The organism is Microbacterium sp. B35-04 (assembly GCF_010634885.1).
Lineage (GTDB): Bacteria > Actinomycetota > Actinomycetes > Actinomycetales > Microbacteriaceae > Microbacterium.
Window position 1 is genome coordinate 38,586 of sequence record NZ_MWLP01000085.1, and the last position, 16,939, is coordinate 55,524.

At 71.8% G+C, this 16,939-nt stretch carries 14 protein-coding genes; 9 read left to right on the plus strand and 5 right to left on the minus strand.

Annotated features, from left to right (window positions below):
- Nucleotides 1-40 precede the first annotated feature (40 nt).
- From manA to B1729_RS16395, 4 genes are all read left to right on the plus strand, one after another.
- A complete protein-coding gene (gene manA / locus B1729_RS16380) occupies nt 41-1,189 on the plus strand; it encodes a mannose-6-phosphate isomerase, class I (protein ID WP_163633845.1) in 1,149 nt (382 codons plus the stop codon).
- A gap of 182 nt (nt 1,190-1,371) precedes the next feature.
- Entirely contained in the window at nt 1,372-1,698 is a 327-nt protein-coding gene (locus tag B1729_RS16385; RefSeq protein WP_163616798.1) for a WhiB family transcriptional regulator, read from the plus strand.
- A gap of 86 nt (nt 1,699-1,784) precedes the next feature.
- The gene (locus B1729_RS16390) at nt 1,785-4,766 is read left to right on the plus strand and encodes a glycosyltransferase (protein ID WP_163633846.1); all 2,982 of its coding nucleotides are present in this window, start codon (nt 1,785-1,787) and stop codon (nt 4,764-4,766) included.
- Entirely contained in the window at nt 4,763-6,202 is a 1,440-nt protein-coding gene (locus B1729_RS16395; protein ID WP_163633847.1) for a DUF5719 family protein, read from the plus strand. Before B1729_RS16390 ends, B1729_RS16395 begins: the two co-directional genes overlap by 4 nt.
- Nucleotides 6,203-6,247: 45 nt before the next feature.
- On the opposite strand, the gene B1729_RS16400 is transcribed toward B1729_RS16395, so the two are convergent.
- The gene (locus B1729_RS16400; RefSeq protein WP_204318952.1) at nt 6,248-6,688 is read right to left on the minus strand and encodes a metallopeptidase family protein; all 441 of its coding nucleotides are present in this window, start codon (nt 6,686-6,688) and stop codon (nt 6,248-6,250) included.
- A 267-nt stretch (nt 6,689-6,955) separates the two neighbouring features.
- Here B1729_RS16400 and B1729_RS16405 point away from each other — a divergent pair, with 267 nt between their 5' ends.
- Together B1729_RS16405 and ahcY are read left to right on the plus strand one after the other, a co-directional pair.
- Nucleotides 6,956-7,162 carry a DUF3499 family protein gene (locus tag B1729_RS16405; protein ID WP_163616793.1) on the plus strand — a complete coding sequence of 69 codons (207 nt, stop codon included), beginning with the start codon at nt 6,956-6,958 and terminating at the stop codon, nt 7,160-7,162.
- 22 nt (nt 7,163-7,184) lie between these two features.
- Nucleotides 7,185-8,684, plus strand: coding sequence for an adenosylhomocysteinase (gene ahcY / locus B1729_RS16410; protein ID WP_163633848.1), 1,500 nt, complete (start codon nt 7,185-7,187; stop codon nt 8,682-8,684).
- 38 nt (nt 8,685-8,722) lie between these two features.
- Here the strand turns inward: ahcY and B1729_RS16415 are convergent, their stop codons facing one another.
- On the minus strand, nt 8,723-9,568 hold the full coding sequence (locus B1729_RS16415) for an RDD family protein (RefSeq protein ID WP_163616789.1): 846 nt from the start codon (nt 9,566-9,568) through the stop codon (nt 8,723-8,725).
- Between the two features lie 16 nt (nt 9,569-9,584).
- On the opposite strand from B1729_RS16415, the gene B1729_RS16420 reads away from it, so the two are divergent.
- The 3 genes from B1729_RS16420 to katG all read left to right on the plus strand — a co-directional run bounded on the left by B1729_RS16420 (nt 9,585) and on the right by katG (nt 13,594).
- Complete coding sequence (locus tag B1729_RS16420) at nt 9,585-10,580, plus strand: stage II sporulation protein M (RefSeq protein ID WP_163616788.1); 996 nt, start codon at nt 9,585-9,587, stop codon at nt 10,578-10,580.
- Between the two features lie 174 nt (nt 10,581-10,754).
- Entirely contained in the window at nt 10,755-11,237 is a 483-nt protein-coding gene (locus B1729_RS16425; protein WP_163633849.1) for a Fur family transcriptional regulator, read from the plus strand.
- Between the two features lie 47 nt (nt 11,238-11,284).
- On the plus strand, nt 11,285-13,594 hold the full coding sequence (gene katG, locus B1729_RS16430; RefSeq protein ID WP_163633850.1) for a catalase/peroxidase HPI: 2,310 nt from the start codon (nt 11,285-11,287) through the stop codon (nt 13,592-13,594).
- 81 nt (nt 13,595-13,675) lie between these two features.
- Here katG and aqpZ read toward each other — a convergent pair whose 3' ends face one another.
- From aqpZ to B1729_RS16445, 3 genes are all read right to left on the minus strand, one after another.
- Nucleotides 13,676-14,473, minus strand: a complete 798-nt coding sequence (gene aqpZ / locus B1729_RS16435; protein ID WP_163633851.1) for an aquaporin Z — start codon at nt 14,471-14,473, stop codon at nt 13,676-13,678.
- 144 nt (nt 14,474-14,617) lie between these two features.
- Nucleotides 14,618-15,922, minus strand: a complete 1,305-nt coding sequence (locus B1729_RS16440) for a DUF58 domain-containing protein (RefSeq protein ID WP_163633852.1) — start codon at nt 15,920-15,922, stop codon at nt 14,618-14,620.
- A gap of 5 nt (nt 15,923-15,927) precedes the next feature.
- The gene (locus tag B1729_RS16445) at nt 15,928-16,857 is read right to left on the minus strand and encodes a MoxR family ATPase (protein ID WP_163633881.1); all 930 of its coding nucleotides are present in this window, start codon (nt 16,855-16,857) and stop codon (nt 15,928-15,930) included.
- Between the last annotated feature and the right edge of the window lie 82 nt (nt 16,858-16,939).

Below are 16,939 nucleotides of genomic sequence, written 5' to 3' on the forward strand. Positions count from 1 at the left end.
GGAGCACAGGGAGACGAGTGCTCCGTCATAGGCTGTCCGGGTGCTGATCCCCCTTGCCAACGACCCCCGCGACTACGCATGGGGCTCGCTGTCCCTGCTCGCCGAACTCGAGGGACGCGCGGCGTCCGGCCGCCCCGAGGCGGAGGTGTGGTTCGGAGATCACCCGGGCGACCCGGCCGAGATCTCCGACGGCCGCACGCTCGACCGCTGGATCGCCGACGACGGGGCGGCATCGGGCATCGACGAGCCGCTGCCGTATCTGCTGAAGCTGCTGGCGGCGGCATCCGCTCTTTCCATTCAGGCGCACCCCTCGAAGGCACAGGCCGAGGCCGGCTTCGAGCGTGAGGAGGCCGCCGGCATCCCGCGGGACGCCGCCGACCGCACGTATCGCGACGCGAACCACAAGCCCGAGCTGATCGTGGCGCTGAGCGACACGTTCCGTGCGCTGGCCGGCCTGCGCGATCTCGAGGCGACACGCCGCCTCGTCGCCGGGCTCGGACCGCGTGCCGTGCCGCTTGCGCAGCAGCTGGAGGCATCGGATGCCTCGCTCTCGGCGGTCATCGGCTGGCTCCTGTCCGACGGCGCCGACGCCGCGCGCGAGGTGATCGCCGCCGCGGTCGCGGCCGAGTCCGACGAGTTCGCCGCCGAGCTGGAGCTGACACGGACGCTGGATGCCGGCTTCCCGGGCGATCCCGGCATCGTGGTGGCGCTGCTCATGAACCTCGTGACCCTTCGTCGCGGCGAGGGGCTGTTCGTGCCCGCGGGCGTGCTGCACGCCTATCTCGACGGCCTCGGCGTGGAGCTGATGGCGGCGAGCGACAACGTGCTGCGGGGCGGTCTGACGCCGAAGCACGTCGACGCGGCAGAGCTCGTGAGCGTGCTCGACCCGACGCCGGGCGTGCCGCCCGTGATCCATGCACGCGCGCTCGGTCACGGCATCCGTCAGTACGACGTGCCGGTCGAGGACTTCGCGCTGCTCGCCGTGACCCCGGCCCCGGACGGTGTGGAGGTGGCGTTGGCAGGACCGGCGATCGCCGTCGCCACCGGTGGAACACCGCAGGTCACGGGGCTGACCTCGGGCGGTGCCGCCGTGTTGACCCCGGGGGCTGCCGTCCTCGTCACCCCGGACGAAGGCGGCCTGCGGGTGGTGGGGGAGGGCGAGGTGTTCATCGCTCAACCCGGGCGCTGATCGCTCGCCGACGCGCATTCTCATCGGACTGTTATCACAGCGCGACACGCCGTCGGCGCGTCGTGAAGGTTCAAGAGGTTGTTGAGCGTTTACTATCTGCGACTTGACCTCGGTGAACTACACGGGTGTAATTATCCGTACACGCACCAGCGTGGAGCAGGATCACGGGGGGTGAGAACGACATGACGGTTTCTCAATACCGTTCCGGCGTTCCCGACGACTGGTTCGTCGATCCGGTTCAACTGGGGGTACCGGGGGTTCGCCGCAACATCGACGCGGAAGAGGACAATCCGCTCGCATGGCAGACCGACGCACTGTGTGCGCAGACCGATCCGGAGGCGTTCTTCCCTGAGAAGGGCGGCTCCACGCGTGATGCGAAGCGCATCTGCACGTCGTGCGACGTGCGAGGCGAATGCCTCGAGTATGCGCTGCAGAACGACGAGCGGTTCGGCATCTGGGGCGGTCTCAGCGAGCGCGAGCGTCGCAAGCTCAAGCGTCGAGCGGGCTGAAACGCACGCCGGTCGGCCGGTTCGATCCGGCCGACCCGGCGCGTTCGCCCGAGGTGAGGGAAGAGCGCGCCTAGGCTGACCAGGACATGCCCACCGCTGCACCGACCCCCGTGCCGCCGACCAGTCCGTCGTCGGACGGTGACACGTCGAACGCGGTCGTGGCCGACGCCAGCCGCTCGGAGACCGCCCGTTCCACTGCCGTGCCGTCGCACGCCGACGGGTCGAATCGGATCCACGCCGTAGTCGTGGTGCGTCCCGACGGGCGCACGCCAGCGGCGTTCCACCTGCGACGCACTCTCGCTGCACTCGCGGATCAGTCGCGGCCCGTCGACGTTCTGACGATCGTGCTCTGCGGCGGCGACGACCATCTCTTCGAGGTCGCCGAGGCCGCAGGCGCGGAGTCCGTCGTCAGGGCGCCCGCCTCGACGGGCTTCGCTGCGACGACCGCCCTGGTGTCCCCCGGCGGCGAAGACGGCGCGTTGTGGCTGCTCGCGCAGGACACCGCGCCGGAGCCGGACGCGCTCGCCCGGCTGGCGGGAGCGCTCGAGCTCTCGCCATCGGTCGCCTTCGTGGCGCCGAAGCTGGTGCGCTGGGACGACCGCTCCGAGATCGTCTCGCTCGGTGTCAGCATGACGCGTTTCGGCCGCACCGTCGGTCTCGCCGACGACGAGCTCGACCAGGGGCAGCACGACGCCGAGGACGATGTGCTCGGCGCGGACGTACGCGGCATCCTCGTCCGCGCCGACGCGTGGCACCGGCTGGGCGGACTGGACCGCGGGCTGACGGGCGCCGATGAGGGACTCGACCTCGGCGTGAGGGCGCGATTGGCCGGCGGCCGCGTGTCGCTCGTCCCGAGCGCCCTGGTCGCCACGGCGGGCGACGGCGTGGCCGGTCTGCCCGTGCCGCTCACCCCTCAGCGCCGACGGCGTGCGGTCTACGCCGAGCGCGTTGCGCAGCTGCGCCGACGGCTGGCGTACGCACCGCCCTTCGCCGCACCGTTGCACTGGCTGTCGCTGCTGCCGCTCGCCCTGTGGCGCACGATCGTCGACCTGGTGCGCAAGCAGCCGGGCCGAATCGCCTCGGAGTGGGCCGCGGCGGCGGTGGCCCTCATCGGCATCATGCCGGTATGGCGCGCGCGTCGGCGGATCGCGCACGCCCGTGCGGCGTCGTGGGCGCAGCTCGCCCCGCTGCGGACGACGCAGGCGGAACTGCGTGAGAGGCTCGACGACGATCCCGAGGTCACGATCGGCGGCCATCGGCGCAGCGACCTGCGGTTCTTCGCCGGCGGCGGCGCATGGCTCGTCCTCGCTGCGCTCGCGGTCTCGGTCGCCGCGTTCCCGGCGCTGCTGGCCTGGCCCGTGCTCGGCGGGGGCGCCCTCCAGCCGCTCGCGACCACGGTCGGACAGCTGTGGAACGACGCCGCGTACGGGCAGCGCGCACTGGGACTCGACACGATCGGGCCGGCTGATCCGTTCTCGGCGGTGGTCGCCGTGCTCGGTTCGCTCTGGCCGTGGGCGCCCTCGCGGGCACTCGTGCTGCTGTGGGTCCTCGCGCTCCCGCTCGCCGCGCTCGGCGGCTGGTTCGCCGCGACTCGTGTCACCGAGCGGCCGAGCCTGCGACTGCTCGGCGGCGCGGTGTGGGCGCTGTCGCCCGCGCTCCTCGTCGCGCTCACCCAGGGGCGCCCCACCGGCGTGCTCCTGCACCTGCTGCTGCCCTGGCTGTTCTACGCGGGTGCCGTCGCGCATCGGTCGTGGGCCGGCGCCGGTGCGGCCTCCCTGCTGCTCGCCGCGGTGCTCGCGACCGCGCCGTCGCTTGCTCCGGCGACGCTGGTGCTGTGGTTCGGTGCCGTGCTCCTCGCCGTCTTCTTCCGGGCCGGCCGCGGCGTCGCCCGGCTCGTGTGGACGCTCATCCCCGCCCTCGCACTGGCGCTCCCGCTCGTCTGGAACGCGCTGGAGCATGCGGGTGCGTGGGGGCTCGTCGCGGATCCCGGTGTGCCCTGGCCCGGCCCGCAGGTCGCCGCGGACGCCTCGGGCCGCGCCCTCCTCGCCGCCGGCATCCCCACATCCGACCTCGCGGGATGGGCGACCCTGCTGCCCGAAGGGCCGACGTGGTGGGTGCCCCTGCTGAGCGTGCCGCTCGCCCTGCTCGCGCTCGCCGCGCCGTTGACGCAACGGTGGGCAGCCGGCATCGGGCTGCTCGCGATCACGGCTCTCGGCCTCGGCACGGCCTTCGCCGCGGTGGGGGTGTCCGTGTCGTTCGTGCAATCGCTCACCGTGCCGCTGTGGCCGGGCACCGGGCTCAGCCTGGCGTGGCTCGGCGCGCTCGGAGGCGCGCTCGTCGCTCTCGACGCCGGCCTCGCCCCGCGCGTCGCGCTGGTGCGGGGCATCGTGGCGACTCTGGTCTTCGCCGCCGCTGTGACGCTCGCCGTGCCGTCACTCACGGCGTTCGCACGTGGCACCGCGACGATCGCGAACGGCCCGGCGAGCACGCTTCCCGCTTTCGTGGCCGCCGAAGGACGCGATGACCCCGATGTCGGCACCATCGTCCTCACGCCGCAGGCGGACGCCGGGGTCGCGGCCCAGGTCGTGTGGGGCGCGAGCGAGACCATCGGCGGTCAGACCACCACGCTGTCCACGCGCACCACGCCGACCCCGCAGGACGAGGAGCTCGCCGCACTCGCCGCCGATCTGGTCACGCCGTCGTCGGAGGATGTGGTGGCGCACCTCGCCGACCGCGGCGTCGGGTTCATCCTCCTGGCGCCGACCACACCCCCCGAGAGCGATGCCGCCCGTACGATGCGACTGTCGGCCACGACGGCGCTCGGCCAGCGCGACACGCTCGTCGTCGTCGGCGACACCGCGAAGGGCGAGCTCTGGCGGGTCGTGGACCAGATCGCGCCGCGACCGGAGGAACCGGCATCCGTCACCGGCCTTGGGCGCTGGATCGCGTTCGGCCAGCTCGCGATCCTCGGCATCGCCCTGCTGCTCGCGCTGCCCACGGCGACCTCGGTCCGCGAGGCTCGGCGCACGCCGCGCGTCGTGGGACCCCACTGGCAGGAGGGCCGATGAGCGACCGACGCGTGTTCCGCTGGGCGACGACGAGCGCCCGCCTGCTGATCGGCACCGCCGTGTCGATCGTCGCGGTCATCGCCGTCGTCACCGCCGTCTCGGTGCCCTGGCCGACGCTGGTGCGTGAACCGCTGAGTGTGCCGGCCACGCCGGCGCCTGCGGCGTCGGTGATCGCCTGTGACGGTGCGCTGCTGTCGATCGGACGTGATCCGGCGGATGCCGCCGCCATCACGATCACCGCCCCCCAGTCCGTCGTCGTCGGGGTGGGCGAGGGCCCGCCGCCCGCGGAGCAGCGGCTCGAGACGACCGACGTCGGACCCGGCCCCCTGGCGTTCACCGCCCCGCCGATCGGCGACCGGGCGATCGACGTGGCGGCGATAGGCGCCGCGACCGCGTCGGCCGACGACCTTTCGGGCTTCGCCGCTTCGGCGTGCCGCCCGCCGCTCCTGGACTCGTGGCTGGTCGGCGGCTCGGGCGCGACCGGCGCCGCCGACCTCGTGCTGCTGGCGAACCCGGGGACGGTTCCGGCGACCGTGCAGCTGACGGTGTACAGCGCAGCCGGGGCACAGGCCCCGCCGGGAGGTGTGGACCTCGTGGTCCCGCCCGGCACGCAGCGCGTGGTCCCACTCGCGGGCATCGCGCTCGGTGAGGAGACGCCGGTGGTGCGCGTCTCGGCCGTGGGTGCGCCGATCCGCGCGTCGCTGCAGGCGAGCATCATCCGCACCCTCACACCCGGCGGTGTCGACCAGGTCGGTCCGGTGGCGCGGGCCGCGACATCGGAGGTCATCACCGGCATCACCGTGATGCGTCGGTCCGCCGGGGAAGACGGGGCCGGCGGCGAGGCCGGCGCGCTGGATGACGTGGCCGACGACGTGACGGTGCTGCGGATGCTGGCGCCTTCGGCCGCTGCGACGGCTCGTGTCACGGTGACCGCGGTGGGCAACGGCGCGCCGGTAGGGGAGCCCCAGGAGGTGGCACTCGAGGCCGGCAAGCCGCTGGAACTGGCGCTGGACGCACTCACCGCCGGGTCGTACACGGTCGCCGTCGATGCAGACGCGCCCGTCGTGTCCGCGGTGTGGCAGGCGACCGGCGTTCGAGCGGGCGACGACTTCGCGTGGTACACGCCGGCGCCGGAGGTGTCGGTCGATTCCCTGTTCGCGACGCCCGGAGGACCGACGCCGTCGCTTTCGGTGGTCAACCCGTCGAGCGAACCGGTGGCCGTCGCGGTCACCGCGATCGACGGCGGGTCGCCGATCGCGCTCACGGTGCCGGCGAACGGATCCGTCGCCGTGCGTCTCTCGGCGCGTACCGTGTACCGGCTCCAGCCCGAGGCGCCGGTGCATGCGGGTCTGTCGTTCGCGGGCGACGGCGCGCTCGCGGGTGTGCCGTTGTGGCCCGCAGATGTGGCGACTCCCGAGGTCGTCGTCTACCCCTGAGACTGGGCAGCGCGCGCGCCCGCGCTCACTTCCGGCCGAGCCGTGTCAGAAGTACCGGAAGCGCTCCGGGCCGAGGTCCCACGGGTCGCGATCGAGGTACTCGGCCGCCGCCCGGAAGACGGCGCCCTCGACGAGCATGCGCCGGTGCAGTTCGTCGTCGCGGTGCAGGTGGCTGAGGCGCTCGATCGGCAGGCGGTAAAGGATGATGCGGCCCGCATCGGGCAGCACCGTCCAGCGGGGGATGCCGTCGTCATCCGTCGCGGCCGGCATGTCGGCCACCTCGAACCGCACGTCGCGCAGCTCCGGCCACGCCGAGCGCAGGAACTCCGCCGCGGTGCCGACCGAGAGGTCGAAGCGGTCGACCCTGGTGTCGAGGGGCGGCAGGGGAGGCCGCACGACAGGGCTGCGTCCTTCGCGGCCGTGGCGTCCGTGACGGGACGCACGCGGCTGCGTGCGTTCGCTGGTCCGGGTACGCCGCCACGCCATGCTCCCATCCTAGGACGGCGTGCGCGCCCGGGCTTTTCGGTCGTTGAGCGAGGGAGCGCCGGCGACCGACACGAAACGCCTCGGATCGAGGTCGGCGCCGGGTGCGCGCGTTTCGTCTCTGCGTTTCGACTCGCAAGCTCGCTCAACGACCACGTTCCTCGCTCGCTCAACGACCGGGGAGTTTCATCCCGCTTCCGCTGGCCGACGACGAGACGCTGCGGCGCGGCATCCACCCGCGTGTCGTCCGTGCACGATAGCGTCGACCCGATGCGTGAGAGAGTCTGCTCCAAGGTCGGCTGCGCCCGTGAGGCGGTGTCGACGCTCACCTACGACTACGGCGACCAGATGGCGGCCCTCGGGCCGCTGGGCGCCGGGGGCGATCCTCACGCGCACGACCTGTGCGCCATCCACACCGATCGCCTGTCGGTGCCCAAGGGCTGGGTGGTCGTGCGGCACGAGACCCTGCGCGCCTGAGCCGGCGTGGGAGAATGGGCGGATGCCGACCCACACGCCTGCCGCCACGCTCTCCGACTCCGCGCTCTCCGACTCTGTCGAGGGGTTCGAGTACGAGGTCGCCGATCTCTCGCTGGCCGAAGCCGGACGCCATCAGCTGCGCCTCGCCGAGAACGAGATGCCGGGCCTCATGGCCCTGCGGGAGGAGTTCGGTGCGTCGCAGCCGCTGAAGGGCGCACGCATCGCCGGATCGCTGCATATGACCGTGCAGACTGCGGTGCTCATCGAGACCCTCGTCGCTCTGGGCGCCCAGGTGCGGTGGGCGAGCTGCAACATCTTCTCCACCCAGGACGAAGCGGCCGCGGCCGTGGTCGTCGGGCCGGCCGGTACCGTCGACGCTCCGGCCGGCGTGCCGGTGTTCGCGTGGAAGGGCGAGACCCTCGAGGAGTACTGGCGCCTCGCCGATCGCATCTTCGACTGGTCGGCCGAAGGCTTCGACGGTCCGAACATGATCCTCGACGACGGCGGTGACGCCACCCTCCTCGTGCACAAGGGCGTCGAGTTCGAGAAGGCGGGCGCGGTTCCCGATGCCGCCGCCGACGACAACGCCGAGTACCGCATCATCCTCGACACGCTGCGCGCCAGCCTCACCCGCGACCCGCAGCGCTTCACACGCATGGCGGCGGACCTGCTCGGCGTGACGGAGGAGACGACGACCGGTGTCCACCGGCTGTACGAGCTGGCGGCGGCAGGGGAACTGCTCTTCCCCGCGATCAACGTGAACGACTCGGTGACGAAGTCGAAGTTCGACAACAAGTACGGCATCCGCCACTCCCTTCCCGACGGCATCAACCGCGCCACCGACGTCCTCATGGGCGGCAAGGTGGCCTTCGTGTGCGGCTACGGCGATGTCGGCAAGGGCGCTGCCGAGGCGCTCCGCGGCCAGGGTGCGCGCGTCATCGTGAGCGAGGTCGACCCGATCTGCGCGCTGCAGGCCGCGATGGACGGCTATCAGGTGGCGCGCCTGGCGGATGTCGCCGGCCAGGTCGACATCGTCATCACCGGCACCGGCAACAAGGACGTCGTCACCACCGACGATCTGCTGAAGCTCAAGCACCTCGCGATCGTCGGCAACGTCGGCCACTTCGACAACGAGATCGACATGGCCGCGCTGGAGTCGCTCTCCGGGATCGAGAAAGTCGAGATCAAGCCGCAGGTGCACGAATGGCGCCTGCCGAACGGACGCAGCGTGCTCGTGCTGAGCGAAGGCCGGCTGCTGAACCTGGGCAATGCCACGGGGCATCCGTCGTTCGTCATGAGCGCTTCGTTCACGAACCAGGTGCTCGCGCAGATCGAGCTGTTCACCAAGCGCGACGAGTACCCGACCGCCGTCTACACGCTGCCCAAGCACCTCGACGAGAAGGTCGCGCGACTGCACCTCGACGCGCTCGGCGTGCAGCTCACCGAGCTGACCCCCGAGCAGGCGGCCTACATCGGCGTGCCGGTCGAGGGCCCGTACAAGCTCGACCACTACCGCTACTGACGGCTCGCCCCGTCACGTTACGAGCGTCGCGAGGCGACTCACCGCGTCGGGAACCCGCGCGGCGCGGAGGAGACCGGACCCGCCAGTGCATCCGCGCGCGCGGTCTCGAGCTGGAGCGCGCGCAGCTCTCGCTCGCGGCGCACGGCCACGACGCCGATAAGGAACGTCTCGTTGTCGACGGCAGGCACGGGGGACACGTGCTCGGACGCCTCCTGCGCGAGGGATGCCGCGACCCGCGCGCGTGCGGTGGGCTCCATGTTCACCGCTGAGCGTGCGAACTGCGCCAGGCGCCGCGAGAGCCGCTCCGGCAGTCGCGCGACGTCGGCCACGGCGGCCCACTCCGTGAGCGTCAGCGGGATGCCCAGGTTCACGTCGGGCAGTCGCGGGGTGCGTGTGCGTTCCGAGTAGGTGCCGGCGAGCAGGTCGCCGAGCCGCTGCGAGCGCGGCGTGAAGGCGCCGACCAGTGCGGCGACGGCGCCGACGGTGAACCACAGCTCGAAGACGCCGACCAGTGCGCGGATGAAGGCGTGGCGGAAGCCGGCGGCTCCGCCGTCGACGCGGACGATGCGCCCGCCGACCGCGAGGCGTCCCAGGCTGCGCCCGCGGGTGGTCGTCTCGACCACCGTGGGAATCACGACCATGACGAGCACCAACACGACGATCGTGAGGATCGGCACCACGGCGGGGTCCACGGCGTCGATGCTCAGCAGCCACCCGACCCCCCAGGCGAACAGCAGCAGCACGACGACGCCGAGCACCATGTCGATGAGCACGCCGAGCGCGCGCAGGAAGTAGCCGAGCGGCTGCACGTCCAGCGCGACGGCCTCGCCGGTGAGCACCTCGTCCTGATGGATGTCGACGATCGCGGGGCGCTCAGCGGTCATGGCTACAGTGAAACACATGGATCTCGACGCGCTCACGGCCGCTCGCCGCGAGGAGTGGGAGCGGCTCGACGAGCTCAGCCGGTCCCGGCGTCTCTCGGGCGCAGAGGTCGACGAGCTCGTCACGCGCTACCGAGCGGGATCCGCCGACCTCGCCGACGCCAAGACATCGGCAGGACGCAGCATCCAGGGCGACCACATCTCGACGATGCTCGGGAGGGCGCGGTTGCGGCTCACCGGCGCGCCCGAGAACGTCATGCGTCAGATCCCGCGATTCTTCGCCCTGCAGCTGCCCGCGGCGCTGTACCGCGTGCGCTGGGCGACGCTCGCCATCGCGCTGGGATTCGTGGCAGTCGCCGTCGTCGTTGCGCTGTGGGTGGCGGGCGATCCGGCGCTGGTCGCGAGCCTCGGGAGCGAGGCGCAACTGGAGCAGTACGCCGAGAACCAGTTCACGGAGTACTACAGCGAGAACCCGGCGGCGGTGTTCGCCGGCACGGTCTGGACCAACAATGCCTGGATCGCCGCGCAGTGCGTGCTGTTCGGCATCACGGGGGTATGGCCCGTCATGGTGCTCGTGCAGAACGCGGTCGGCGTCGGCACCGCCGCGGCGATCATGGCGGCCTTCGATCGCGGCGATGTCTTCGTGCTCTACATCCTCCCGCACGGCCTGCTCGAGCTCACCTGCATCTTCGTGGCCGGGGCGGCGGGACTGCAGATCTTCTGGGCCTGGGTCGCGCCGGGTCCGCGCTCGCGCGGCGAGTCGCTGGCGGCGGCCGGCCGGTCGCTCGCGACCATCGCGATCGGGCTCGTCATCGCGCTCGGCGTCTCGGGGATCATCGAGGGATTCGTGACCGCGCAGCCCTGGCCGTGGCCGCTCAAGATCGGCATCGGCGCGGCGGCGCTCGCGCTGTTCCTCGTCTACATGCTGGTGGTCGGCCGCCGCGCGCACCGCCTGGGCGAGAGCGGCGACCTCACCGAGTACGAGGCCGGCACCCCGACCCTCGTCGCCGGCTGATCCGCCTCGCGTGCGGCGTCTTCCCCTGTCTCCCATCGTTCACTTGCGCTGATCGTACGCTCCACACCGAGATCGACGTACGTTCAGCGCAAGTGAACTCGGGGGCGGGGAACGAGGGGGCGGATGCCGCATACCACTGTTTTGAATGGATCAAAACAACGGTAGGCTGAGGGCATGCACCCGCACGCAGCCGTCGACACTCATGCGGTCGACACGGCGGCGCGACTGCGCGCGGCCGGGCTGCGGGTCACCGAATCCCGGCGCGCGGTCGTCGAGGCCCTGATCGAGCGCCCGCACGCGAGCGCCGACGAGCTGTTCGGCATCGTCGCGCGGACGGTCCCCGGCACGAGCCTGCAGTCGGTGTACAACGCGCTCGGCGACTTCGTCGACGCGGGGCTCGCACGTCGCATCGAGCCCGCGGGGCGACCCGGCCTGTTCGAGCTGCGCGTCGACGACAACCACCACCACCTCATCTGCTCCGAGTGCGGCGCCGTGCAGGATGTCGACTGCGTCGTGGGCGAGGCGCCCTGCCTGACGCCGTCCAATGCGCACGGCTACGCGCTGCAGGCGGCCGAGGTGACCTTCTGGGGCGTGTGCCCCGCCTGCGTTACGGCCGGGGCGAGCACCGCCGAGCCGCTCGTCGCCGCACGCCCCTGACATCCTGTCCGACCCTCTGATAGCCCATCCCGATTGGAAGGAAGCTCATGACCGACACCAACGACACGATCCCGGAGATCGGCGAGAACCCCACCGACGCCGACCAGGCGGTCACGCCGATCGACACGCCGGTCGACGAGCGCGCGGACGGCGAGACCCGCCCGCGCCCGAACGAGTCGGAGAGCTGCCCGGTGATCCACGGCGGTCAGCCGCACCCGACCACCGGCAACGCCAATAGTGTGTGGTGGCCCAACCAGCTGAACCTCAAGATCCTGGCCAAGAACCCCGCGGTGGCGAACCCGCTCGGCGAGGACTTCGACTACAAGGCGGCGTTCGAGGCGCTCGACCTCGCGGCGGTCAAGGCAGACATCGCCGAGACGCTGAGCACGTCGCAGGACTGGTGGCCCGCGGACTTCGGCAACTACGGCCCCCTCATGATCCGCATGGCCTGGCACAGCGCGGGCACCTACCGCGTCACCGATGGTCGCGGCGGCGGCGGCGCCGGACAGCAGCGCTTCGCTCCGCTCAACAGCTGGCCCGACAACGTCAACCTCGACAAGGCCCGCCGCCTGCTGTGGCCGGTCAAGAAGAAGTACGGCCAGTCCCTGTCATGGGCCGACCTCATGATCCTCGCGGGCAACGTCGCGCTCGAGTCGATGGGCTTCGAGACGTTCGGCTACGCGGGCGGTCGCGCCGACGTGTGGGAGCCCGACGCCGACGTCTACTGGGGCCCTGAGACCACCTGGCTGGACGACGAGCGATACTCGGGCGACCGCGAGCTCGAGAAGCCTCTCGCGGCCGTGCAGATGGGCCTCATCTACGTCAACCCCGAGGGCCCCAACGGCAACCCCGACCCGCTGGCATCGGCCCGCGACATCCGTGAGACCTTCGGCCGCATGGCGATGGACGACGAGGAGACCGTCGCGCTCATCGCGGGCGGCCACACGTTCGGCAAGACGCACGGCGCCGCGCCCGACACGAACATCGAGCACAACCCCGAGGCCGCCGGCCTCGAGCAGCAGGGCCTCGGCTGGAAGAACAACCACGGCACCGGGCACGGCGACGACACCATCACGTCCGGCCTCGAGGTCACGTGGACGTACCACCCCACCCGCTGGGACAACGAGTTCTTCCACATCCTCTACGCGTACGAGTGGGAGCTCATGCGCAGCCCGGGCGGCGGCCACCAGTGGCGTCCGATCAACGGCGGCGGTGCCGACATGGTGCCGCTGGCGCACTCGAACGGCCGCCGGGAGCCGCGCATGCTGACCAGCGACCTGGCGCTGCGCACCGACCCGGCGTACGACGCCATCTCGCGCCGCTTCAAGGACGACCCCGAGGCGTTCGCCGACGCGTTCGCCCGCGCCTGGTTCAAGCTGACGCACCGTGACATGGGTCCGATCGACCGCTACCTCGGCCCCGAGGTGCCGGCCGAGGAGCTGCTCTGGCAGGACCGCGTTCCCGCCGTCGACCACGACCTGATCGACGCCGACGACGCGGCGGCGCTCAAGGCGCAGATCCTCGAGTCGGGCCTGAGCATCTCCGAGCTCGTCGAGACGACGTGGGCTGCGGCATCCTCGTTCCGCGGCAGCGACAAGCGCGGCGGCGTCAACGGCGCCCGCATCCGCCTGGCCCCGCAGAAGGACTGGGAGGTCAACAAGCCCGCTCAGCTGCAGACGGTGCTGGCCAAGCTCGAGCAGATCCAGGCGTCGTTCAACGACGGTCGCACCGACGGCAAGAAGGTGTCACTGGCCGACCTCATCGTGCTCGCGGGCAACGCGGCGGTCGAGAAGGCCGCTGCAGACGCGGGCGTCGAGGCCGAGGTCGTCTTCCACCCGGGCCGCACCGACGCCACGCAGGAGCAGACCGACGTGCAGTCGTTCGTGTTCCTCGAGCCGATCGCCGACGGGTTCCGCAATTACTATGGGCCGCGCGCGTTCATGCCCGAGGAGCACCACCTCATCGACCGGGCGAACCTGCTCACGCTGAGCGCTCCGGAGCTCACGGTGCTCGTCGGCGGGCTGCGGGTGCTCGGTGCGAACTGGGACGACTCGGACTACGGCGTCTTCACCGGCCGCAAGGGCGTGCTGACGAACGACTTCTTCGTGAACCTGCTCGACCTCGGCACCACGTGGAAGCCGCTGGACCCGGGGGCGCACGCGTTCTCGGGCGCTAAGGACGGCTCCGGTGAGCCGGCCGGCATCGGGACCCGCGTCGACCTCCTGTTCAGCTCGAACTCGGAGCTGCGCGCGGTCGCCGAGGTGTACGCCTCGGACGACGCGAACGAGAAGTTCGTGCGCGACTTCGTCAAGGCGTGGGGCAAGGTGACCGAGCTCGATCGCTTCGACCTCGTCTGACCTCATCACACGTGAGAGCGGCCCGTCCCCGGAAGGGGGCGGGCCGCTCTGCGGTACGTGCCGTGACTGCGGGTGCCGTGCCTACGGGAGGCGTGCGGTGGCCTGTACCGGCGGCAGCGTGCCCTTGGGCTCGAAGAGCGCGCGGTGCAGGACGCCCGCGAGCAGACCGCCGACGATCGGGAACACGATGAACACCCACAGCTGCGACAGCGGGCCGGGGCCGCCGTAGATCGCCGCCGCGATCGAACGTGCCGGGTTCACCGACGTGTTGTCGATCGGAATCGAGATCAGGTGGATGAGGGTGAGCGTCAGGCCGATCGCGAGCGGCGCGAGTGCCGCGGTGCCCCGGGCGGAGTGGGTCACGCCCAGGATGATGAGCACGAAGATCGCCGTCAGCAGCACCTCGGCGATGATCGCGGCGCCGAGGCCGAACCCGCCGGGGGAGCCGAAGTCGCCGGTGCCGTAGCCGTTGGACGCGAAGCCGCCGTCCTGGGCGTTCGCGAGCCAGTTGTCAGTGCCGAAGATGCCGATCAGCACGATGAGCGTCGTGCCGAGGGCGCCGCCGATCAGCTGCGCGATGATGTAGCCGATCGTCTTATTCCACTCGAAGCGGCCCGCGGCGGCGAGTCCGAGCGTGATCGCCGGGTTGAAGTGGCCACCCGAGACGGGGCCCCACGCGTAGGCGCCGACGACGACCGTCAGGCCGAATGCCAGGGCGACGCCGACGAAGCCGACCCCGAGGGGATTGCTCTCTGCGTCTGCCGGGAAGTTGGCTGCGAAGAGGGCGGTGCCGACGCCGCCGAAGACGAGCAGAAACGTTCCCAGAGCCTCCGCGACGAGCCTGTTCGCCGTGGTGGGCGGGATGGTGGTATCCGACATGGCGGACTCCTTTCCTCGTCGCGAGGCTAGCGGTCCGCACAGCGGATTCCCAGGAACCCCGCGCGGAGTGTCGGCGTGTGACGCCCGATCTCACGCGATTTCCCTTCGTGTTCAGGCATTCGTGGCCGGCTGTTCCGCTGCGACTCAGAGGCGTCCGGCCGCCTTGAGCGCGAGGTAGCGGTCGGCGATGCGGGGCGGCAGGTCCTCGGGCGTGGCGGCGATCGCCTCGCCGCCTGCGCGGCCGATGGCGGCGGCGACGACAGCGGCGTCCTGGGCCGCGCGCTCGATAGCCGCGGCGCGATACACTTCGGCGGCGTCCGGACGTTCCGGCAGCGGTTCCTGCTCATCCGTGACCGCGCCGACGAGCACGTGCGCGCCGCGCGCGAGCGCCGGCAGCGAGCCGAGGAACCCGCGCGCGGCTTCCGCGGCATCCTGCGCCGTGAGGAGCACCACGAGCGAGGGCCGGGAGGTGAGCACGCGCACCTGGGCGAACGCGGCGTCCCAGTCGGTGTCGATGAGCTGCGGCTCGACCGGAGCCATCGCGTCGACGAGCGCCGGCAGCAGGCCAGGGCCGTCGACGCGCGTGACGCGGGCCCGGATGGTGCGGTCGAACATCAGCAGGTGCACGTGGTCGCCGGCCCGGGTCGCGAGGGCCGCCAGCAGCAGCGCCGCCTCCATCGCGGCATCCATCCGCACGCCGTCGCCGACGCGCGCGGCCGCCGTGCGTCCTGTGTCGATCACGATCACGACGTGGCGGTCGCGCTCGGGGCGCCAGGTGCGCAGCATCGTCGTGCTCGACCGCGCCGTCGCGCGCCAGTCGATCGAGCGCACGTCGTCGCCGCGCACGTACTCCCGAAGGGAGTCGAACTCGGTGCCCTGTCCGCGCACCTGCACGCTCGTGTTGCCGTCGAGCTCACGCAGCCGCGCGAGCCGTGAGGGCAGATGACGCCGCGCCGTGAACGGCGGCAGCACCCGCAGTGCTCCGGGCTCGTCGATGCGCGCCTGGCGTCCGGCGAGGCGCAGCGGGCCGTCCGAGCGCACCACGACGAAGCGTGACCGCAGTTCGCCGCGACGACGGGGCAGCAGCGGGATGGCGATCGTCCGCGACTCGCCGGGCGGGATGTCGATCCCCGGGCGCTCGGGCGGCGCGCCCGCGGTCGGCTGCCAGGCGTCGCGCACGCGTCCGCGCACGGTGCGGTCGTTCGCACCGTTGCGGAGCACGAGCTCGGCGCGCACGGCTTGTCCGAGCAGCACGCGGCGCGGCAGCCGTCGCTGCACGGTGATCCGGCGGGGATCCGGCGCTGCCGCCGCGTCGCCGAGCGCCGCGATCAGGCACAGCAGCACCCATGCCGCCGCCGCGAGCCACGCGTCGACGCCCGCCGCCGAGAGCAGCACGACGGGCACCGCTCCGAGGGCGAGGAGCAGCGGCAGGCGACCGGTCACATACATGGGCGTCAGATCGGGACGCGTGTCTGCTGCACCACCGAGCCGAGCACGGCATCGACCGAGACGCCCTCGAGCTCCGCGTCGGGCCGCAGCCGGATCCGGTGTCGCCAGGTCGGCAGCAGCATCGTCTGCACGTGGTCGGGGGTGATCGCGGGGTACGCGCCGAGCCACGCCCAGGCCTTCGACGCCGCCAGGAGCGCGGTCGCCGCCCTCGGGCTGACGCCGAGCTGCACCGAAGGACTGCTGCGGGTGGCCTGCGCGAGATCGACGATGTAGCCGAGCACGTCGTCCGAGACGGTGACGGATGCCGCGGCCCGCTGTGCCGCGCGGATCTCGGCCGCGCTGGCGGCGCGGCCGAGGCCGGCACCGGCGAGGTCACGGGGGTCGAAGCCGCTCGCGTGGCGGCGCAGGACGGCGAGCTCGGCATCCCGTGCCGGCACGTCGACGATGAGCTTGAGCAGGAAGCGGTCGAGCTGCGCCTCGGGCAGCGTGTACGTGCCCTCGTGCTCGATCGGGTTCTGCGTGGCAGCGACGAGGAACGGGTCGGGGAGCGACCGAGTCACGCCATCGGTCGAGACCTGGCGCTCCTCCATCGCCTCGAGCAGCGCCGCCTGCGTCTTGGGGGGCGTGCGGTTGATCTCGTCGGCGAGCACGACATTCGTGAACACCGGGCCCTCGCGGAACTCGAACTCGCCCGTCTTCGCGTCGTAGACGAGCGAGCCCGACACATCGCCCGGCATGAGGTCGGGCGTGAACTGGATGCGGGTGGTGTCCAGGCCGAGGGCAGTCGAGAACGCCCGCACGAGCAGCGTCTTGGCCACCCCCGGAACGCCCTCGAGGAGCACATGCCCGCGTGCGAGCAGCGCGATCAGGAGTCCGGTCACGGTGCCGTCCTGGCCGATGACCGCCTTGCCGACCTCGAGGCGCACGCGGTTCATCGCCTCGCGGAGTGCGGCATCGTCCAGTGCCTCGGGCGCAGACGTGGGGGCGGTGCCGTCGGGCGTGGTCGTGCTCGGTGCC